18 protein-coding genes are annotated in these 20,845 nt (G+C 69.0%); 14 read left to right on the top strand and 4 right to left on the bottom strand.

The window, feature by feature from the left end; all coding sequences use genetic code 11:
- The first annotated feature begins 10 nt into the window (after positions 1–10).
- The 7 genes from AC1RVY_RS07320 to AC1RVY_RS07290 all read left to right on the top strand — a co-directional run bounded on the left by AC1RVY_RS07320 (position 11) and on the right by AC1RVY_RS07290 (position 8,699).
- The gene (locus AC1RVY_RS07320) at positions 11–802 is read left to right on the top strand and encodes a type IV pili methyl-accepting chemotaxis transducer N-terminal domain-containing protein (RefSeq protein ID WP_218293867.1); all 792 of its coding nucleotides are present in this window, start codon (positions 11–13) and stop codon (positions 800–802) included.
- A gap of 82 nt (positions 803–884) precedes the next feature.
- Entirely contained in the window at positions 885–1,283 is a 399-nt protein-coding gene (gene nirD, locus AC1RVY_RS07315) for a nitrite reductase small subunit NirD (RefSeq protein WP_218294442.1), read from the top strand.
- Positions 1,284–1,404: 121 nt separating this feature from the next.
- A complete protein-coding gene (locus AC1RVY_RS07310; protein ID WP_492806003.1) occupies positions 1,405–4,242 on the top strand; it encodes a nitrate reductase in 2,838 nt (945 codons plus the stop codon).
- A gap of 173 nt (positions 4,243–4,415) precedes the next feature.
- Entirely contained in the window at positions 4,416–5,339 is a 924-nt protein-coding gene (gene ybiB / locus AC1RVY_RS07305; protein WP_492806001.1) for a DNA-binding protein YbiB, read from the top strand.
- A complete protein-coding gene (gene cobA / locus AC1RVY_RS07300) occupies positions 5,336–6,157 on the top strand; it encodes a uroporphyrinogen-III C-methyltransferase (protein ID WP_218293864.1) in 822 nt (273 codons plus the stop codon). The genes ybiB and cobA overlap by 4 nt, the downstream gene beginning before the upstream one ends.
- A gap of 207 nt (positions 6,158–6,364) precedes the next feature.
- A complete protein-coding gene (locus AC1RVY_RS07295; protein ID WP_492806000.1) occupies positions 6,365–7,078 on the top strand; it encodes a methyl-accepting chemotaxis protein in 714 nt (237 codons plus the stop codon).
- Positions 7,079–7,259: 181 nt separating this feature from the next.
- A complete protein-coding gene (locus AC1RVY_RS07290; protein ID WP_218340622.1) occupies positions 7,260–8,699 on the top strand; it encodes a cellulase family glycosylhydrolase in 1,440 nt (479 codons plus the stop codon).
- A gap of 65 nt (positions 8,700–8,764) precedes the next feature.
- Here AC1RVY_RS07290 and AC1RVY_RS07285 read toward each other — a convergent pair whose 3' ends face one another.
- Positions 8,765–9,253 (bottom strand): acyl-CoA thioesterase, encoded by a 489-nt coding sequence (locus AC1RVY_RS07285; RefSeq protein ID WP_218293861.1) that lies wholly within the window; start codon positions 9,251–9,253, stop codon positions 8,765–8,767.
- Positions 9,254–9,355: 102 nt separating this feature from the next.
- Here AC1RVY_RS07285 and AC1RVY_RS07280 point away from each other — a divergent pair, with 102 nt between their 5' ends.
- A complete protein-coding gene (locus AC1RVY_RS07280; RefSeq protein ID WP_218293860.1) occupies positions 9,356–10,489 on the top strand; it encodes a sterol desaturase family protein in 1,134 nt (377 codons plus the stop codon).
- A gap of 19 nt (positions 10,490–10,508) precedes the next feature.
- Here AC1RVY_RS07280 and AC1RVY_RS07275 read toward each other — a convergent pair whose 3' ends face one another.
- Positions 10,509–10,997, bottom strand: coding sequence for a DUF4124 domain-containing protein (locus tag AC1RVY_RS07275; protein WP_218340621.1), 489 nt, complete (start codon positions 10,995–10,997; stop codon positions 10,509–10,511).
- A gap of 144 nt (positions 10,998–11,141) precedes the next feature.
- Here AC1RVY_RS07275 and AC1RVY_RS07270 point away from each other — a divergent pair, with 144 nt between their 5' ends.
- The 3 genes from AC1RVY_RS07270 to AC1RVY_RS07260 all read left to right on the top strand — a co-directional run bounded on the left by AC1RVY_RS07270 (position 11,142) and on the right by AC1RVY_RS07260 (position 14,097).
- Positions 11,142–12,344, top strand: coding sequence for an ABC transporter substrate-binding protein (locus AC1RVY_RS07270; RefSeq protein WP_218293858.1), 1,203 nt, complete (start codon positions 11,142–11,144; stop codon positions 12,342–12,344).
- Positions 12,345–12,425: 81 nt separating this feature from the next.
- The gene (locus AC1RVY_RS07265) at positions 12,426–13,682 is read left to right on the top strand and encodes a BaiN/RdsA family NAD(P)/FAD-dependent oxidoreductase (RefSeq protein ID WP_369641883.1); all 1,257 of its coding nucleotides are present in this window, start codon (positions 12,426–12,428) and stop codon (positions 13,680–13,682) included.
- Between the two features lie 100 nt (positions 13,683–13,782).
- A complete protein-coding gene (locus AC1RVY_RS07260) occupies positions 13,783–14,097 on the top strand; it encodes a hypothetical protein (RefSeq protein ID WP_218293856.1) in 315 nt (104 codons plus the stop codon).
- A 28-nt stretch (positions 14,098–14,125) separates the two neighbouring features.
- Here AC1RVY_RS07260 and AC1RVY_RS07255 read toward each other — a convergent pair whose 3' ends face one another.
- Positions 14,126–17,404, bottom strand: coding sequence for an EAL domain-containing protein (locus AC1RVY_RS07255; protein WP_492805997.1), 3,279 nt, complete (start codon positions 17,402–17,404; stop codon positions 14,126–14,128).
- A gap of 392 nt (positions 17,405–17,796) precedes the next feature.
- Between AC1RVY_RS07255 and rpsU the strand changes: the two genes are divergently transcribed.
- Together rpsU and AC1RVY_RS07245 are read left to right on the top strand one after the other, a co-directional pair.
- Positions 17,797–18,009, top strand: coding sequence for a 30S ribosomal protein S21 (gene rpsU / locus AC1RVY_RS07250; protein ID WP_005799779.1), 213 nt, complete (start codon positions 17,797–17,799; stop codon positions 18,007–18,009).
- A 220-nt stretch (positions 18,010–18,229) separates the two neighbouring features.
- Positions 18,230–18,676, top strand: a complete 447-nt coding sequence (locus tag AC1RVY_RS07245; protein ID WP_218293854.1) for a GatB/YqeY domain-containing protein — start codon at positions 18,230–18,232, stop codon at positions 18,674–18,676.
- Positions 18,677–18,797: 121 nt separating this feature from the next.
- On the opposite strand, the gene AC1RVY_RS07240 is transcribed toward AC1RVY_RS07245, so the two are convergent.
- Positions 18,798–19,811 carry a zinc-dependent alcohol dehydrogenase family protein gene (locus AC1RVY_RS07240; protein ID WP_492805996.1) on the bottom strand — a complete coding sequence of 338 codons (1,014 nt, stop codon included), beginning with the start codon at positions 19,809–19,811 and terminating at the stop codon, positions 18,798–18,800.
- Between the two features lie 99 nt (positions 19,812–19,910).
- On the opposite strand from AC1RVY_RS07240, the gene AC1RVY_RS07235 reads away from it, so the two are divergent.
- Positions 19,911–20,834 (top strand): LysR substrate-binding domain-containing protein, encoded by a 924-nt coding sequence (locus AC1RVY_RS07235; protein WP_492805994.1) that lies wholly within the window; start codon positions 19,911–19,913, stop codon positions 20,832–20,834.
- Positions 20,835–20,845 lie beyond the last annotated feature (11 nt).

Below are 20,845 nucleotides of genomic sequence, written 5' to 3'. Positions count from 1 at the left end.
AGCACATCCCATGCAACGCAGAACCCTCCTGACCGCCGCGGCCTGCGGCGCCCTGGCCCCGCTGGGCAACGCCCACGCCCAGGTCACCGACCTCAACGACGCCATCAACAAGGCCGGGCGCCAGCGCATGCTGAGCCAGCGCGTGGGCAAGGCCTGGCTGGCCCTGTCCCACAAGGCCGACACGCCCACGGCGCGCCAGGTGCTGGGCCAGTCCATCGCGCTGTTCGAGCGCCAGCTGGCGGAGCTCAAGGCCTTTGCGCCCTCGCCCGCCATCCGCGAGACCTATGTGAAGCTGGAGACCGCCTGGGCCGCCCACAAGGTCACGCTGGCGGCCGAAACCTCGTCCGCCGACAACGCCAGCGCCATGCTGCAGGCCGATGCCAAGGTGCTGGCCCTGGCCCATCAGGGCACCACGCAGTACGAAGCCGCGCTGGGCAAGCCCGTGGGCCAATTGGTCAACGTTGCGGGCCGCCAGCGCATGCTGAGCCAGCGCATGGCCAAGTTCTACCTGGCCGCCATGCTGCCCGTGGACGCGGCCACCGCCACCACCGAGATCGCCAAGGCGCGCGGCGAATTCATCGCCGCCACCGAGCTGCTGCGCAACGCCCCCCAGGCCACCAGCCGCATCCGCCAGGAGCTGCAGCTGGCCGACGGGCAGTGGGTTTTTTTCGACGCCGCGCTGCAGCGCATGCAGGGCGGCGGCAACGTGAACCGCCAGGTGGCCGAGGTGTTCGTGGCCAGCGAGAACCTGCTCTCCAGCATGGACCGCGTGACCGGCCTGTACGCCGCGCTTTCCGCCTGAGCCCGGCTGTTCGTCCGGTACCCCGTCCCACGGCTCCACGCCCCCGCAACACAAAAAAATCGAAGGAATCATCGCCATGACCATGACCACGACCACCCCCGCCGACTGGAAGCTGATCTGCCGCGTGGACGACATCCCCGAGCTGGGCTCGCGCCGCGTGGCGCGCCCCCAGGGCCTGGACGTGGCCGTGTTCCGCAACGATGCCGGCGGCGTGTTCGCGCTGCTGGACCGCTGCCCGCACAAGGGCGGCCCGCTGTCGCAGGGCATCGTGTTTGGCACCCACGTGGCGTGCCCGCTGCACAACTGGACCATCGGCCTGTGCGACGGCCAGGCCTCGGCGCCCGACGAAGGCTGCACGCCGCGTTTCGCCGTAAAGGTGGAAGACGGCAGCGTGTACCTGGACGCCACGGAACTGGCCTCGCACGCGCTGGACCTGGCACGGCCGCTGGCCGGGCCCGCGCGGCGCGGCGTGGCGGCGTGAAGAAGAAGCCCCGGAGCCAGCTCCGCGCCAGAAGGCCTGTCGCCCGAAAACGCTAACAAATTCATAGCTTTCAGCGCTTACCACACAAGCGCTGGAGCACAAAAACACCGGAATCCACGCCATGCAAGAAACCAAATCCACCTGCCCCTACTGTGGCGTAGGCTGCGGCGTGATCATCGAAAGCGACGGCCCCCAGATCACCGGCGTGCGGGGCGACCCGGACCACCCCGCCAACTTTGGCCGCCTGTGCACCAAGGGCTCGACCCTGCACCTCACCGCCAGCAGCCCCATCACGCTGCAGACCCGGTTGCTGCAGCCGCAGCAACGTCTGCAGCGCAGCGATGCTCCACGCGCCATCTCATGGGACACGGCCCTGGGCCTGGCCACCGAGAAGTTTGCCCACACCATCCAGCAGCACGGCCCCGACGCCGTGGGCTTCTACGTGAGCGGCCAGTTGCTGACCGAGGACTACTACGTCTTCAACAAACTCGCCAAGGGCCTGATCGGCACCAACAACATCGACACCAACTCGCGCCTGTGCATGAGCAGCGCCGTGGCGGGCTACAAGCAGACGCTGGGCGCCGACGCACCACCCGCCTGCTACGACGACGTGAAACACGCGCAGTGCCTGTTCATCGTGGGCAGCAATGCAGCCTGGGCGCACCCCATCTTGTTCCGCCGCATCGAAGACGCACGCGCCGCCAACCCCGGCATGAAGGTCATCGTGGCCGACCCGCGCCGCACCGACACGGCCGGCATGGCTGACCTGTTCCTACCTATCCAGCCGGGCAGCGACGTGATGCTGTTCAACGGCATGCTGCACATCATGCTGTGGGAAGGCTGGATCGACGCCGCCTACATCGGCGCGCACACCACGGGCTTCGACGAACTCAAGGCCCTGGTGCGCGAAGCCACGCCCGACCGCGTGGCCCAGGTGTGTGGCATTTCGGTGGCCGACCTGACCACGGCAGCCAAGTGGTTTGCCACGTCCAAGGCTACGTTGAGCCTGTACTGCCAGGGCCTCAACCAGAGCAGCAGCGGCACGGCCAAGAACGCAGCGCTCATCAACCTGCACCTGGCCACCGCGCAGATCGGCAAGCCCGGCGCGGGCCCGTTCAGCCTGACCGGCCAGCCCAACGCCATGGGCGGCCGCGAAGTGGGGGGGCTGGCCAATTTGCTGACCGCCCACCGCGACCTGGCCAACCCGCAGCACCGCGCCGAAGTGGCCGCGCTGTGGGGCGTGGCCGATGTGCCCAGCAAGCCGGGCAAGACGGCCGTGGAGATGTTCCAGGCCGCCGCCGACGGCGAGATCAAGGCCTTGTGGATCGCCTGCACCAACCCCGCGCAGAGCATGCCCGACCAGGCCACCGTGCGCCGCGCACTGCAGCGCGCCGAGTTCGTGGTGGTGCAGGAGGCCTTTGCCACCGCCGCCACCTGCGCCTATGCCGACCTGCTGCTTCCCGCCACCACCTGGGGCGAAAAGACCGGCACCGTGACCAACAGCGAACGCCGCATCTCGCGCGTGCGCTCTGCCGTGCCCGCCCCCGGCGAAACACGCCACGACTGGGCCATCGCGGTGCAGTTCGCGCACCAGCTGGAGGCCCGCCTGCGGCCCGGCCAATCCACGCTGTTCCCCTACGCCACTGGCGACGCCGACCAGGGCGCCGAAACCGTGTGGAACGAGCACCGCGAAAGCACGCGCGGGCGTGACCTGGACATCACCGGCCTGTCGTGGGAGGTGCTCGAATCCCAAGGCCCGCAACAATGGCCGCTGCCCGAAGGCGCCACCACCGGCAAGGCGCGCCTGTACGAAGACGGCGTGTTCCCCACCACCGACGGCCGCGCCCGTTTTGCCGCGCACGCATGGCAACCCACGGCCGAGCAGCGCGAGTCGCGTTACCCCTTCAGCCTGACCACGGGCCGCCTGCGCGACCAGTGGCACGGCATGACCCGCACGGGCACCCTGGGACGCCTCTTCGGCCATGTGGCCGAGCCCAGCGTGCAGCTGCACCCACAGGACATGGAGCGACGCGGCCTGAAGAACGGCGACCTGGTCTACGTGACGAGCAAGCGCGGCACCATCGTGGTGCCCGCGCAGGCCGACACCACCATGGGCCTGTCGCAGGCCTTCATGGCGATGCACTGGGGCAGCGAGTTCTTGAGCGGCTGCTCGTCCACCGGCGAGCGCTTGGCAGGCGTGAACGCGCTCACTACTTCGGCCTACTGCCCCACGTCCAAGCAGCCTGAGCTCAAGCACGCGGCCGTGAAAGTGCTCAAGGCCGAGCTGCCCTGGACGCTGCTGGCCATGGCCTGGCTGCCCGCCAGCAGCGCCCAGGCCACGCGCGAGGCGCTGTCCGCGCTGATGGCGCAGTTTCCGTTTGCCAGCTGCGTGCCCTTCAGCAACAACACGCCGCTGGGCGAACCCGGGCGCGAGCGCGTGGGTGTGCTGCTGCGCGCCGCCGCGCACGAAGCCCCGCCGGACGCCACGGTGGAACACATCGAAGCCCTGATGGGCCTGGCCACCACCGACACGCTGCGCTACGCCGACAAGAAACGCGGCCAGCGCCGCGCCGCGCGGCTGGCACGCCACGGTGACACCACAACGCTCGAAGGCATCGTGCTGGCGGGCGACACCAGCGCCGAGGGCTGGCTCAAGACCCTGCTGCAGGAAGAACTGCCCGCGCAGACCTACGGCCGCCTGCTGCTGGTGCCCGGCGCCAAGGCCCCCGTGGCCGTGCAGTCGCGCGGCAAGTCGGTGTGCACCTGCTTCAACGTGACGGACACCGCCATCACCGCCGAGCTGGCGCGCTGCCACGGCACCGACGACGACCGCCTGGCCCAGCTGCAAGGCAAGCTGCGCTGCGGCACCAACTGCGGCTCGTGCCTGCCCGAACTCAAGCGCATGGTGCGCGCCACCGGCCCATTGGCGTCCAAGCCCCTGGCGCAGGCCACCATATAACCAAAAGTTCTCTGGGTTGCAGGAAAATAGCGGCTCAGTTCCCCCTAGAACCCCCACAAGGACTTGTGCAACAGGGCTCCAGCTAGGCATTTTCGGCGCAGACAGTACACCTGTACGGCAAGCCGAAATAACGACGCTGGAGCCCTGTTTCACAAGTCCCGCAAAAAAATACCATGGGCATCAGTCAGTACATCAAAGAGATCGGCCGTGGCGCACGCGGCGCCAAGCCACTCGCGCGCGAGCAGGCCACGGATCTGTTCGGCCAGGTGCTGGATGGGCAGGTGAGCGACCTGGAGATCGGCGCCTTTTGCCTGGCCATGCGCATCAAGGGCGAGACCTCGGAGGAGATGTGCGGCTTTCTCGATGCCACGCACCAGCGCCTGGCCCTGCTGCCCGCCACCGACCGCCCGCTCATCGTGCTGCCCAGCTACAACGGTGCGCGCAAGCTGCCGGTGCTGACGCCGCTGCTGGCCCTGCTGCTGGCACGTGAGGGCCTGCCCGTGCTGCTGCACGGCATGCGCACCGAGGCGCGCCGCATTTTGGCATCCGATGTGCTGCTGGCGCTGGACATACCTGCGCTAGCAGCTCCTGAAAAGATAGCAAATGGCACGGTACGCCATATCCACACCCAACACCTGCACGCGGGCCTGGCGCGCCTGCTGGCCGTGCGCGAGGTGGTGGGCCTGCGCAACCCCGGGCACAGCGTGGTCAAGCTGATGAGCCCGTGCGCGGGGCCCTCGGTGGTGGTCACGGCCTACACCCATCCTGAATACTTCGAGATGCTGCAGACCACCTTCCACACGCTGGACATGAGCGCGCTGCTCTCGCGCGGCCTGGAAGGCGAGGTCGCCACCGACCCCCGCCGCACGCCCCGCTACGACGGTTTCGTGAACGGCGTGCACAAGGTGCTGGAAGCGCAGCAGCCCGGCACGGCCAGCGAGGTGCCGGGCCTGCCGGCCGAGATCGACGTCGCCACGACCGCCACCTACACGCGCCGCGTGCTGGCGGGTGAGTTGCCGGTTCCACCCGCGATTGCGCGCCAGGTGGAACATATCTTGCAACTTGCCGATCAAACAGTTTCGGAGACATCCCCATGAGCCGCCCCACACCCCCCGCCACCCTGCCCCCCTCCAAGCCCCACCTGGGCACCGGCGGCAGCTGCACGCTGGTCGGCGCGGGCCCGGGCGACCCGGAGCTGCTGACGATCAAGGCCCTCAAGGCGATCCAGGCAGCCACCGTGCTGCTGGTGGACGACCTGGTGAGCGATGCCATCGTGGCCCACGCATCTCCCACGGCACGCATCATCTACGTGGGCAAGCGCGGCGGCTGCAAGAGCACCCCCCAGGCCTTCATTGAAAAGCTGATGCTGATGGCGGTGAACGAAGGCGAGAACGTCGTGCGCCTCAAGGGCGGCGACCCGTTCATCTTTGGCCGTGGTGGTGAAGAAGTGGAGCACCTGCGCGCAGCGGGTGTGCCGGTCACCGTGGTCAACGGCATCACGGCGGGCCTGGCGGGCCTGACCTCGCTGGGCGCGCCGCTCACACACCGTGAGCATGCCCACGGCGTGGTCTTCGTCACCGGCCACGCCAAGCCCGGCGACGCGGGCACCGACTGGCGCCAGCTGGCCGCCACGGCCCGCGACGCCAGGCTCACGCTGGTGATCTACATGGGCGTGAGCGGTGCTGCCACCATCGAGCAGGAGCTGCTCACCGGCCTGCCGGCCGACACCCCCGTGGCCATCATCCAGCACGCCAGCCTGCCGCACCAGCGGCAGGCCGTGACCACGCTGGGAGCGCTGCATGCCACCATCACCCACGAAGGGCTGGCCAGCCCGTCGGTGATCGTGGTGGGCGATGTGGTGCGCGGCGTGGCCCTGGCATCGCAGGACGCTCCCCTGGCGCGCCGCGCCGTGTAGGCCGCGGACGCCACGCCGCCTCCCCACCGTCCCGGGGCCCCCGCCCCGCCGCACCGTGCGCCCCGCCGCCAACGGCACACCGCTGGCGGTGCGCCGTGGCCACGCCTCATCCCATCGTTCCCCCGCACGACGACCATCCGGCGGCCACGCGCTGGCCCGGCTATTGCTTGAAGTATGTATCTGAATGCAATGAGCACAAGGACCACCATGGCAGCCTATTCCCTCTCCCCACGCCCGGGCACGTCCGCACCGCCTTCCACCCTGCCCATGCCTTCGCCACCGGCGGCACGCGATGCCGAGATGTCGCTGGTCAACCTCGCCGCCCGCCAGCGCATGCTGTCCCAGCGCATGGTGCTGCAAACCGTGCTGGCCGCCGGTGGCAGCGACCTGCACCTGAAGGCCGCGCGCGGCACCCTGGCCCTGTTCACCGCCAGCCAGGCCCGGCTGATGGACACGCCCCGCCATTTCAACGCTCCCGACGCCGACCGCATCCGCAAGGTGTATGGGCAGCCCGGAGGCGTAGGCACCGTCATCGATGCCTTTGCCCAGCAGGTCGCCACCGCGCTGGACCTGACGGAGCGCCGCAGCCCACGCGTCGAGGAAGTGCTCGCGCGGCTGGTGGAGACCACCGACGGCGTGCTGGAGGCACTCAACACCGCCACCACGGTGTTCGACCAGGTGGGCAAGGCCCAGTCCGAAACCCTCATGAAGGAACTGGCGGGCATCGTGGAGTCCATCCAGACGGTGGCCCGCGAGGCCAAGGTGGTCAGTTTCAATGCGCAGGTCATGGCGGCGCGCGCGGGCCAGCACGGGCGGGAATTTGCCGTGGTGGCGAACGTGCTTTCGGGCATCACCCATGAAATCGACGGCCTTTCGCTGCAGGCCGTGTCGCTGGCAGGCCGCACCCGCAACGCGGCCTGACCCCCATTCCGCAAAGATGGCGCGAACGTCCCGGAAGACCGCGAACAGCCTCTTACAATTGGCATCCATGGAAACGCCGCCGGTGCGCGGGGCGCCCACACTGCGAGAGCGCAGGCCCGCCCGCCAGGGGCCTTCCCGCTGACTGCCAGACACAACACCATTTTCGGGAGATGCGCGAGCCATGAAGATCACCACCCTGTGCAAGAGCCTGGCGTTGGCCGGCTGCCTGCTGGCCAGCGCCAGCGCGGCCTGGAGCTACGAAATCAACGCCGGCAAGGTGCTGGACGGTGCGGGCAAGGCCATCCAGCTGCGCGGCGTGAACTGGTTTGGCTTCGAGACCAACAACCATGTGGTGCACGGCCTGTGGGCACGCAACTGGACCGACATGATCACGCAGATGCAGGCGCAGGGCTTCAACGCCGTGCGCCTGCCCTTCTGCCCCGCCACCTTGCATGGCTCCGCCACGCCCAGCAGCATCGACTACGGCCGCAATGCCGACCTGCAGGGCCTGTCGGCCATCCAGGTGATGGACAAGGTCGTCGGCGAGCTGAGCAACCGCGGCATGTATGTGCTGCTGGACCACCACACCCCCGATTGCCAGACCATCAGCGAGCTCTGGTACACCCCGGGCTACAGCGAGCAGCAGTGGATCAGCGACCTGACCTTTGTGGCGCAGCGCTATGCGGGCGTGCCCGGCGTGATCGGCATCGACATCAAGAACGAACCCCACGGCGCGGCCACCTGGGGCACCGGCAACAACGCCACCGACTGGAACCGCGCGGCCGAGCGCGCCGCGGCGGCCGTGCTGCAGGTGGCGCCCCAGTGGCTGATCGCGGTGGAAGGCATCGGCGAAAACCCCAGCTGCTCGGGTGGCAACGCGCACTTCTGGGGCGGCAATCTGGAACCCCTGGCCTGCACGCCGCTGAACATCCCGGCCAACCGCCTGCTGCTGGCGCCGCACACCTACGGGCCGGATGTCTACGTGCAGCCCTACTTCAACGCCTCCAACTTCCCGAGCAACATGCCGGCCATCTGGGACCAGCATTTCGGCCAATTCGTGCAGGCGGGCTATGCCGTGATGCTGGGCGAGTTCGGCGGCAAGTTGGGCCGCGGCGATGCGCGCGACGTGTTGTGGCAGAACGCGCTGGTGGACTACATGGTCGGCAAGGGCATGCGCAGCGGCTTCTACTGGTCGTGGAACCCCAACAGTGGCGACACGGGCGGCATCCTGGACGACGACTGGACCACCGTGCGCGCCGACAAGGTCCAGTTGCTGCAACGGCTGTGGGGCGATGCAACCACCCCGGCGCCCACACCAACCCCTACGCCGACTCCGACCCCCACCCCGACGCCAACGCCCACCCCGGCCGCGAACTTCTCCGTCCTGCAGACGACGGACAGCGACTGGGGTTCCGGCTATTGCCAGCGGGTCCAGATCGTGAACACGGGCACCACCCAGGGCAACTGGGCCATCACCGTCCCGGTGAGCGGCACCGTCAACAACCTGTGGAACGCCACCTGGTCCCAGGCGGGCAGCAACCTCAACGCCTCTGGCGTGGACTGGAACAAGACGCTCTCTCCCGGAGCGGCGGCCGAATTCGGCTTCTGCGCCGTCCGCTGATCATCACCCCGCGCCGCCGTCGCGCGGCGGCGCGCATACCGCCAGCCAGCCCGTCCATCAAGCCGTCAGGTGCCCGCCGACTCGCGCACCTGCTGGAAGCGTTGCGCCAGCTCTTTGCGCAGCGCCTTGCGCAGCAGGGCCGCTTCCCAGCGGCGGCGTTCGTCGGCCGTGGACGGCGACAGTGCCGGCACCGTCACCGGCTTGCGCGATTCATCCACCGCCACCATGGTGAAGAAGCAGCTGTTCACATGGCGCACCACCTGCGAGCGGATGTCCTCGGCCACCACCTTGATGCCGATCTCCATGGACGATGACCCCGTGTAGTTCACGCTGGCCAGGAAGGTCACCAGCTCACCGACATGGATGGGTTGCAGAAACATCACCTGGTCCACGCTGAGCGTGACCACGTAACACGCCGAATACCGGCTGGCGCACGAATAGGCCACCTGGTCCAGCAGCTTGAGAATGGCGCCACCGTGCACATTGCCCGAGAAATTGGCCATGTCGGGCGACATGAGCACGGTCATGCTGAGTTGGTGGGAAGGGATGTTCATGCCGCGATTCTAGGGGCCGCACCGTCTCGGCGGCACAACGCCACGGCCGCTACACTCCCGCCACACAAGCCAGTTCAAGGCACCTGGTGCCGGAGGGAAAACATGCTCGAAATCGACAAGCTCAATGAATTCACCGAAAGCCACGGCGCGCTGCGCACGGGGCGCGGACTGGTGTCGGGCGTGATCGCGCTCACGCTCGCGATCCTGTGCTTCCTGGGCGTGCTGGCCTTCCACTTCCCCGAATACCTGACCACGCCACAGCTGCGCAAGAGCTACGATGTGACGGTGATCCGCACCATCATGCTGGCGGCCATGGCGATCGCGGGCGGCATCTCGCTGGTCAACATCCTGTTCAACCGCTCGCGCTGGCTGGCCACGTTTGCCTTTGCCATGGTGGCGCTGGCCGCCTTCCTGGGCGGCCACAAGGTCGAGGTGGACCCGAACTTCCCCGACAACACCCCGTACATCGGCCTGGACTGGTTCATCCTGGACCTGCTGGGCAGCTCGCTGATCTTCATCTTCATCGAGAAGCTGTTCGCGCTGCGCAAGGACCAGCCCATCTTCCGCGCCGAGTGGCAGACCGATTTCCACCACTTCATCGTGAACCACATGGTGGTGGGCTTCGTGCTGCTGGCCACCAACCTGCTGGTGCACAAGTTCTTCGGCTGGGCCGCCAACGACGGCATCCGCGGCTGGGTGCAGGGCCTGAACTTCTGGGTGGCGCTGTTCCTCATCGTGCTCGTGGCCGATCTCGTGCAGTACTGGACACACCGCGCCTACCACGAGGTGCCGCTGCTGTGGCGCCTGCACGCCGTGCACCACAGCGTGAAAAGCATGGACTGGATGGCCGGCTCGCGCCAGCACATCCTGGAGCTGCTGATCACGCGCACCCTGGTGCTCGCGCCCATCTACGTGCTGGGCTTTTCCAAGGAGGTGATCGACGCCTACATCGTGGTCGTCGGCTTCCAGGCGGTGTTCAACCACGCCAACGTGAGCGTGCGCCTGGGGCCGCTGCGCTACGTGCTGGTCACGCCCAACTTCCACCACTGGCACCACAGCCAGGACCAGGAGGCGCTGGACAAGAACTACGCGGCGCACTTCGCGTTTCTCGACTACCTGTTCGGCACCGCCGTGAAAAGCACCAAGCTCTGGCCCGAGCACTATGGCGTGCTGGGCGACTACGTGCCCAACGGGTTCGTCAAGCAGTTCAAGTTCCCGTTCACCTGGAAAGGGTGAGGCGGGTTCGTCCGACGCACTACGGCTTGCCGAGCTCGGCTTCGAGCGACTTCAGCTGGTTGCGCAGCTCGTTGGTTCGCGCCTCGCACGCGGCCTTGTCCTTGTCGGCACCGGCGGCGCGCTCCTGCGCGAACTGGGAGCCTGAGGCCAGGGTGCTGCGCCGCAGCGGGCCGGCGTGGGCCACGGCGGTATCCGGCGCCGTGGCCGCACATTCCTGCTGGCTGCGCTCGACGGCCGCGCGCGCCTGGGGCACGCCCTGGTTCTGCAGATAGTGCTTGCGCTGCCAGGTCGCGCCGAAGGCGCCTTCCTTCGCGGTGGAAGGGGCAGGCTGCACGGGGGTGGCGCCCTGCATGGCGGGCCGCACCTCGACCTTCTCGCCCTGGCCCGGGCAGGGCCCGTCCTGGAACGACACCTTGCCATCGGCGTCCGTGCATTTGTTGATGGCCCAGGCCGGGGCCAGAAAGCCCAGCAGCAGCAGGGCGCAGGCGGCATAGCGGATCGGATTCATGGAACAGTCCTTGGCGGATGGATGGCGCATGCTAACGCCCCGCGCGGCCAGTCCCCCGGGCGACGGTGCTTGCGGGGAAACCCCGTGGCCGCCCGCGCGGCAACCTTCCTACCATGGGCTCCCCCTGCCGCCCCTGGAGACCCCATGCCCGTTGTGCCGCCCTCCGACGCCCGCCTCGCCCTTGCCGCCAGCGCCGCCCGCGCCCCCTTCGGCCCATGCCGCCGCACCCTGCTGTGCTGGGCCGCCGCCGCGCTGTCGCCACTGCCGGCCATGGCCCAGGCGCAGCCCCGCGCAGACGTGAGGGGTGACATCCTGATCGGCAGGTCCACCGCGCTGTCGGGCGGCATGGCACCGTTTCTGCAGCCCATCCATGAAGGCCAGGATGCCGCCATCGAGGACGCCAACGCCAAGGGCGGCATCGGGGGACGCAAGATCCGCCTGGTGACCATGGACGATGGCTTCGACCCGCGCCGCACGCTGGAAAACGCCGTGCAGCTGAGTGAAAAAGAAGGCGTGGTGGCCCTGTTCGGCGTGTCGGGCACCTCGCAGGTCATCGGGCTGCTGCCCTACCTCGCGCAGGCCAGGCTGCCGCTGATCTCCGTGTACACCGGCAGCCCGGCGGTGCGCGCGCAGCAGCACCCGTACCTGTTCACCACGCGCGCCAGCTATGCCGATGAGCTGGTCAGGATCGTGCGCAACCTGGTGGCGGTGCAGACCCTGCGCATTGCCGTCGCCTACGAGAACAACGATTTCGGCAAGCTGCTGCTGCCGCTGGTTGAAAAAACGATCGCGGCCGAAGGCGCCACCATGGCGGGCTCGCACGCGCTGGACCCCAAAGGCCAGGACGCCGCCGATGCCGCCAAGGCGCTGGCCGCGCACAAGCCACAGGCCGTGCTGCTGGTGGCGGCGGGCCCTCCGGTGGTGGCGTACGTGCGCGCCAACCGCGCACACCTGGGCGTGCCGGTGTATACCTTGTCGCTGGGCGCGGGCTCGGCGGTGCTGCGGGCGCTGGGCGAAGACGCGCGCGGCCTGGCCGTGGCACGCACGGGCCCCTCGCCCAGCCGGCCGACCATCGCGCTCACGCGGGACTTCCAGGCGTCGATGAAGCGCCACGACAAGCCCGTGGACTACGACCGCTACACCGGCTACATGGATGCGCGCGTGCTCATCGAGGGCCTGCGCGCAGCGGGGCCCGGCGTGACGCGCGCGAGTCTGGTGCAGGCCATGCAGGGGCTGGGCAACCTGGACCTGGGCGGCTACGGCTACCAGTTCAGCGCACAGAACCACCACGGCTCGAACTTCGTGGACATCGCGGTGGTGGGCTCGGGTGGCGTGTACCGGCAATAGGCACCGGTTCGAGGGGCCTACCCGCCCCGTGCGAACGCTGCGGCGACAATGGCGGCCCGCCAACGCCGCCTTCGCCCCACCGTGCCCCACGCTTCCTCCCCTCCATTCGACGTAGTCATCATCGGCGCCGGCGCCGCCGGCCTGTTCTGCGCCGCCCAGGCGGGCCAGCGGGGCCTGAAGGTGCTGCTGATCGACCATGCCGAGAAGGTGGCCGAGAAGATCCGCATCTCGGGCGGCGGGCGCTGCAACTTCACCAACCGCGACCTCGATCCCGCCGCGCCCCACAAGCACTTCGTGGGGCAGAACCCGCAATTTTGCCGCTCGGCGCTCTCGCGCTACACCCCCGCCGACTTCATCGCGCTGGTACAAAAACACGGCATCGCGTTCCACGAAAAACACAAGGGCCAGCTGTTCGCCGACCGCTCGGCCGAGGACATCATCGCCATGCTGCTGGCCGAGTGCGCGGCGGGCCAGGTGACGCACTGGCAGCCTTGTGCGGTCAAGAATATAGTGTTTTCAGCCCCTGGCGCTGATCCATCAAGCGCTGGCAGCTATCAAATTGATACCGACCGGGGCCCGGTGCGGGCGCGCTCGCTGGTGATCGCCACGGGCGGGCTGTCCATTCCCAAGATCGGCGCGACCGACTTCGGCTACCGGCTGGCGCAGCAGTTCAACATCCCGCTCATCGAACGCCGCCCGGGTCTGGTGCCGCTGACCTTTGATGGCGCGGGCTGGGCGCCGTATGCGCAACTCGCGGGCTTGGCGCTTCCGGTGCAAATCAGCACCGGTGCCAAGAAAGCCCGTATGGCCTTCGACGAAGACCTGCTGTTCACCCACCGCGGCCTCTCAGGCCCGGCCGTGCTGCAGATCTCCAGCTACTGGCAGGAGGGCACGCCGCTGGCCATCGACCTCGCGCCCACGGTGGATCTGCCCGCCGCGCTGGCGCAGGGCAAGGCCCGTTCGCGCAAGCTGATTGCCAACGAGCTGGCCGCCCTCGTCCCGGGCCGCCTGGCGGACGCCTGGGCCCAGCGCGAGGCCGACTGGCAGCGCCCCATCAACGAGGCCAGCGACAAGGCCCTGGCGCGGCTGGCCGAACAGCTGGCGCGCTGGGAGCTCACGCCCACCGGCACCGAGGGCTACAAGAAAGCCGAGGTCACGCTCGGCGGCGTGGACACGCGCGTGCTGTCGCAGCAGACCATGGAGTGCAAGACGCAGCCGGGCCTGTACTTCATTGGCGAAGTGGTGGACGTGACGGGCTGGCTGGGCGGCTACAACTTCCAGTGGGCCTGGGCCAGCGCCCATGCCTGCGCGCAGGCGCTGCCGCTGGCGGCGCATTGAGGCGGCGGAGGACGCCTGTGCAGGTGGCGCCCCAGGGATGGCTCCTGCCCTCCGGTCAGACACACAAACAAACGCTTTACCAGCCATGGGGAGCCTCGGCATGGACGGATTCGAACGCGCGGAGAGGTGGCAAGCGGCTGCCACGGCCACGGGCGCGCTGATCGCCCTTGTACCGGCCGCAAGCATGGCCGGGAATATCTTCATCGCGATCCTTGCGGCACTGGGCATGGGGTCGCTGGCCGGGGGCGCGGTGATGGTGCGGTGGCTGCTCACCGACGAAGGTGACGCCTACCTGCGGGCCGACTCGCGCATTTCGGGCCGTTCGACCTCTCGCCTCTCCCTGTGTCTGGGCAATTTCTCGCCAGGCGTCCTCCTGGTCGGGCTCGCCGTTGCGCTGCACATCCGGCTCGCATGATGGGGACCACGGCGGCACTGAGGAGACATCATCCGGCCAGGGGGGCTGGCTGAATGCACTCGGAAGCCAGCCCGCGCACTGGCGCGCCATGGAGCACGCAGTGCTGCAATGCCCAGGCGAGCAGGGCCTCGGGCGGCAGCGGGCGGCTGAAGTGGTAGCCCTGCAGCTCCTCGCAGTCCAGCGCACTCAGCACCTGGGCCGTGGCCAGGTCTTCCACGCCCTCGGCCACGATGCGCAGCCCCAGCGTGTGGCCCAGGGCGATGATGGCCCGCGTGATCGCCATGTCGGCGGGGTTGCTCAGCATGTCGTGCACGAAGGACTTGTCGACCTTGAGCCGGTCGATGTCAAAGCGCTTCAGATAGGCCAGGCTGGAGTAGCCGGTTCCGAAATCGTCGATGGACAGCTGTACGCCCAGCGACTTGAGCGCGGCCAGCTGCTGCTCGGCCGCGTGGGCGTTGTCCATGAGCTGCGACTCGGTGATTTCCAGTTCGAGCCGGTGGGCGGGCATGCCGGTGCGGGCCAGCAGCGCCTCGATGTCGGCCACCAGTTGCGGGTCCGCCAGTTGCGCGGCCGAGAGGTTGACCGAGATGGAGACGTCCGACAGCGGGTGGGCCGGCGCACGCCCGGCGGGATGGCCGGCGGGCGGTGCCTGCCAGCGCGCCCACTGCTCGCAGGCCTGCTGCAGCACCCAGCCGCCCATCGCGCGGATCATGCCGGTCTCCTCGGCGATGGGGATGAACTCGCTGGGCGGGATGGCGCCCAGCGTGGGGCTGTTCCAGCGCAGCAGGGCCTCCACCCCCAGCAGGCCGCCGCTCTTGGCGCTCACCCGGGGCTGGTAGTGCAGGCTCAGCTCATGGCGCTCCAGCGCGCGGCGCAGGTGCTGTTCCATGGACTGGCGGGCCAGCGCGCGCTGGTCCGTTTCGGCCGAATAGAACAGCGCCATGTCGCGGCCCGTGGTCTTGGCCTCGTACATCGCCGCATCGGCGCGGCGCATCAGCTCGTCGATGTCGCCGCCGTCCTCGGGGTACACGGCGATGCCCACGCTGCATGACACATTGAGTTCATGCCCCTCCACCGGGTGGCTCTGGCGGATGAGGGGGATGAGGCGCCGCTCCACGAGCTGCTGCACGTCCTCGCGCCCGGCCACGTCGCGCATCACCACCACGAACTCGTCGCCGCCCAGGCGGCTGACGGTGTCGCGGCTGCGCACGGCCTGCGTGAGGCGCCCGGCCACCGAGCGCAGCAGCCCGTCGCCGATGTGGTGGCCCAGCGTGTCGTTGATGGCCTTGAAGCGGTCCAGGTCGATGAACAGCACGGCGACCTTCTCGCCGGTGACGCTGGACTGCGCCAGCGCCAGCTGCAGGCGCTGCACGCACAGCGAGCGGTTGGGCAGCTCGGTGAGCACGTCGTGGTGCGCAAGGAACTGGATGCGCTCCTCGCTGCGCTTGCGGTCCGTGATGTCGATGGCGATGCCGATGTGGTTGGCCACGGCGCCGCCGCCCTTGCCCTCGCGCACGGCCGACACCATGAGCCAGGCCGGGTAGGTTTCGCCCGAACGGCGGCGAAACCGCACCTCGCCCTGCCAGGACTCCTTGTCGAGCATGGTGCGGCGGATCTGGGTGGACAGGGGCTCGCCGCCGGACTCCTCCAGCAGGAAGCCCAGGTCTTCGCCCAGCACCTCGTAGAAGTCGTAGTGCGTGCTGCGGCAGAACGCCTTGTTCACGCTGATGATCTGCTGGTCGGCATTCATGATGATGATGCCCTCGGACGACGCCTCGAACACCTTGGCCCACAGCTCCAGGCGCTGCTCCATGACCTTGAGCACGTTGATGGGCGTGAAGGCCGTGAGCACCGAGTCGCGCCCCTGGAACTGCAGCCGCCGCGCCGACAGCACCGCCCAGGAGGGCTCGGGGCTGCCCTTCCAGCGCACCTCGAACTCGTCCACCGAGCCCTGGTCCGCCAGGCGCTGGAAGAAGCGCGCGCGCACGCCCGGCTCCAGCCCGGCGGCCCAGGGGTCGGTCTTGCGGTCATTGAGCCAGTGGGCGGCGGGGGCGTTGGAATGCAGCACCTCGTGCTCGGGGATGGAGGTGACGACCATGGGGATGGGGAAGGCCTCCACCAGCTCGCGCTGGGCCTCGGCCGCGCGGGCGCTGGCCGCCAGCTCCTGCTGCAGCAGGCGTTCGCGGTCCAGCTGGGCCAGCATGTCGTTGAAGGCCGTGACCAGCCGGCCGATCTCGTCGCTGCTGCTCCAGTGGGCCCGCAGGGTGTGGTCGCCGCTCTTGCGCACCTCATCGGCCACGCGCGCCAGTTGCTGCAGCGGCTTGGCGATCTGCCGGGCCACCAGCGTCACCAGAGAGAGGATGCAGCCCAGCAGCACGAGCGCGGTGCCCAGGTGCAGCCACATGCGCGCGTACAGCCCGTCCACCCGGCGGTTGAGCAACCGCTCCAGGTCGACGATGCCCACCGCCCAGGCATCGCGCAGGGCGCCCAGCACCTGCGCCTGCTGCGCCCCCACCTGGGCCAGGGTCAGGCGCGATTCGCCCGCCGCCACGCCCTGCAGCAGCGCCTGGAAGCTCTCCAGCGAGGCCTTGAGCGCCTCGCGCTGGCCCATCAGGGCCGTGCGCATCTCGGGAGAGCCCGCGATGAAGGCCTGGTTGTAGTCCGACTCGATGCCCTGCATCACCGCGTCGAGCCGGCCCACCAGCGTGAGCAGTTCGGAGGACCACTGCGGCCCGCGCCCCGCGGGCGCGGCATGGAGAAACACCACGGTGTCGTGCACCGCCTGCAGCAGCTCGGGGAAGCGCAGCACCACGAGCGACATGCCGTAGTAGCTGTCCAGGTCCGGGTCCAGGATCAGGTTGGACTGGTTGCCCACGGTGGTGAGCAGTTCTCGGCCGTCGCGCAGCAGCTGGCTGCGCAGCCGGGTGAGGGACGGCGCATCGGTGGCCGCCGGCGGGTGGGCGGCCAGCTGCTGCAGCACCCCGCTGAAGCGCTCGCCCTGCTCCTCGGTATGCAGCTGCTCGTCGTGGGCCGCACGCACGCCCGCCAGCCGCGCAAGAACGTCCGCCACGAGCGGCGGCTGCTGCGATGCATCGAGGAACTGCCCCATGAGCCCGTCGCGCAGCACCGCCGCATAGGTGGTGCCCACGATTTCCTTGCGCGTGAAATCGATGGCCACGTACTTTTCGTGGATCAGGATGCTGGAGACATAGATCACCGCCGACAGGTCGAGCAGATAGATGAGCATGAGCTTGCGGCCCACACTGAGGCGGCCCAGCCAGCCCGATACGCGGTGCATGAATGCCATGGTGTCTGCGGCGAAGGCCCGCCCGGGCGGATGACCCGGGCAGCCCACCGACGGTGGAAGATGAGTGTTACAACATGAAGCAATTTCCACGCCATTTCGCCGATCCGCCTGCGATGCGCCCGATTCGCCGACGCCGCGCCCCCCGGAGAGTCGGCGCGACCCTGCCAGGGAGCCCGTGCCGGGCGATTGGCGGAGCCCCGCCGCCCGTGCCGCGAGAGGGGGGAAGCACGAAGCACCCCAAGGCGGAACCCGCTTCAGCTATAATCTCCGGCTTTGCTGGCAATGCCCCGTCGGCCAAATACTAGTTACAGACGGGGAAACCGCCACGCACGGTCTTGAGGCCCGATCTCCCCAAGACCCTCTGCGGGCAACATTTTGGAAACCATTAGCTAATGACTACGATCCGCGTAAAAGAAAACGAACCCTTTGACGTCGCCCTGCGCCGCTTCAAGCGCACCATTGAAAAGCTCGGCCTGCTGACCGACCTGCGCGCCCGTGAGTTCTACGAGAAGCCCACCGCCGAGCGCAAGCGCAAGAAGGCAGCCGCCGTGAAGCGCCACTACAAGCGCGTTCGCAGCATGCAACTGCCCAAGAAGATGTACTGATGGATCTTCGGCCCCAAGCCTTCTTGCTTGGGTCCCAGAACCCGCGCTAGGGACGCCAAGCGCGGGTTTTTGCTTTTTTGGGCTTGCACAAAGCCCCTCTGGCGTCGTTGCAGCGCCTTGCCGTAGCAAGAAGACTACTGTCTGCGGCGCTGCGCCTGGCCAGAGGGGCTTTGTGCAAACCCTCCGTCCCTGTCTGAAACCCCATAAAAAGGAAGCCATCATGAGCCTCAAGGACCAGATCACCGAAGACATGAAGACCGCCATGCGCGCCAAGGACAGCGAGCGCCTGGGCACCATCCGCCTGTTGCAGGCCGCGATGAAGCAAAGGGAAGTGGACGAGCGCATCGTGCTGGACGATGCGGCCGTGGTCGCCATCGTGGACAAGCTCATCAAGCAGCGCAAGGACTCGATCACCGCCTTCGAGGGCGCGGGCCGCCAGGACCTGGCCGACAAGGAGAAGGCAGAGATGGCCGTGCTGCAGGCCTACCTGCCCGAGCGCATGTCGGCCGACGAGACCCTGGCCGCCGTCAAGGCCATCGTGGCCGAGCTGGGCGCCGCGGGCCCGGGCGACATGGGCAAGGTCATGGGCGTGGTCAAGACCCGCCTGGCCGGCAAGGCCGACATGGGCCAGGTGTCCGCCGCCGTCAAGGCCGCGCTCGCCGGCTGACCGCCCGCCTCGCCACCCGGCGATTTACTATCAATTCAATAGCTGCCAGCGCTTGATCGACAAGCGCCGGTGGCTATTTTTACTTGAAATATCGCATCCACGCGCTCCTTGGCGCACCCGCTCAGAAGCGCACCACCACCTTGCCGAACGCGCCGCGCTGCAGGTGCGCGAAAGCAGCCGGCGCTTCGTCGGCGCCATACTCGCCCGCGATCACCGGCTGCAGCCCGGTGGCATCCACCGCGCGCACCAGGTCCTCCAGCGCGCGGCGGTGGCCCACACCGATGCCCTGCACGGTGGCCCGCCCCAGCAGGAAGCTGTAGACCGACGCACTCACCGTGTCGCCGGCCAGGGTGCCGATGACCGACACGCGCCCGCCGTGGCGCAGCGCCTGCATCGACCGGCCCAGGTTGGGGCCGCCCACCGTCTCCAGCACATGGTCGGCGCCCTGCCCCCCGGTCAGCGCCCGCACCTGCGCGGGCCAGTCGGCCTCGCGCGCCAGCGCATGGGCGGCGCCCAGGGCGAGCACCTGTTCGCGCTTGCCCGCATCGCCCGAGACCACGATGGGCACGGCCCCGTGCTGGCGGGCGATCTGCACGCCGAACAGCGCCACGCCGCCGGTGCCATGGATGAGCACGGCCTGCCCGGCGCGCACGTGGCCGGTCTCCACCAGCGCGAACCAGGCCGTGAGCCCGGCGATGGGCAGGGTGCTCGCGGCGGCGGCGCCCAGCGTGACCGGCGCGGCCACCGCCCAGTCCGCCTCCAGCAGCACGTGCGAGGCCAGCACGCCCGGCCCCGGCGCGCCCAGGGCCACGGCAGCGGCAGGGCGCTCGCCCTCCAGCCAGCCGCCCCAGAAGGTGCTCAGCACCCGGTCGCCGGGACGCCAGCGGGTGATGCCCGCGCCCACGGCCAACACCGTGCCGGCCAGGTCCGAGGCGGGGGTGAACGGAAATTCCAGCGGCATGCCCATGCCGTCCTGCGCCATCAGCAGGTCGCGGTAGTTGAGGGCCACGGCCTCGGTGCGCACCAGGATCTGGCTCGGCCCGGGCGAGGGCATGGGCGCCTCGGTGCGCTCCAGGTGGGCGAGGCCGAAGCGGGGCAGTTGCCAACGCTGGAGGGTGGCGGGTGTGTCGTGCATCGTCGAGTTCCAGGGAAAGAAAGGGATTTCAATGCTATTGGCGCTTCACGGATGCCAATGGTTCTTGTTTTTCCCATGGCTGGATAGCAAAATTCTCCAATGAACGAACGTTTGCAGGGAATCGAGGCCTTCGTGGCGGCCGTGGAGGCCGGCAGCTTCGCGCTGGCGGCGGCGCGGCTGCACCGCACCCGCTCGGCGGTGGGCAAGGGCATCGCGCGGCTGGAACAGCGGCTCGGGGTGCGGCTGTTCCACCGCACCACACGCAGCCAGAGCCTGACCGACGACGGACAGGCTTACTACGAACGCTGCCGCCGCGCGCTGGCCGAACTCGACGCGGCCGATGCCGCCGTGGAGGCCGGCCGCCACGAGCCCGTGGGCACCCTGCGCATGAGCATGCCGGCGCTGTTCGGCCGCGCCTGCGTCGCGCCCGTGCTGCTGGGCCTGGCGCGCGAGCACACCGGCCTGCGGCTGGACCTGCACTTCAGCGACCGGCGGGTGGACCTGGTGGAAGAGCGGATCGATCTGGCCATCCGCAGCGGGGTGCTGGACGACAGCAGCACGCTCGCGGCCCGCCCGCTCGGGCACCAATGGATGGGCCTGTATGCCGCGCCGGACTACCTGGCGCGGCACGGCCGGCCGGCAAGCTGGGCGGCGCTGCAGGCCGAGGCGCCCCGCCACGCCTTCGCCAGCTACGGACGCGACGACGGGCTCAAGCCCTGGCACTACCGCGATGACGCCACGGGCGAGCCGCGCACGTTCGCGGTGCCCGCGCGCGTGCGCTGCGACAGCCTGGAAGTGGTGGCCGCCACGGCGGCGGCGGGGCTGGGCATCGCGCGGCTGCCCGAGTGGCTGGCGGCCGAGCCGGTGGCCGCCGGCACGCTGGTGAAGGTGTTCGACGAGGCGCGCCCTTTCGGCTACGAGCTGCACGCCGTCTGGCCCCAGGCGCGCGCCCTGCCACGGCGCACGCGCGTCGTCATCGACGCGCTGGCCGCGCAGCTGCCCGCGCTGCTCGGGACCCGCTGAACGGCGGGCGC

The sequence above is a fragment of the Acidovorax sp. GW821-FHT11A03 genome (assembly GCF_058809075.1).
This window is presented reverse-complemented; position numbering and strand designations above follow the sequence as displayed.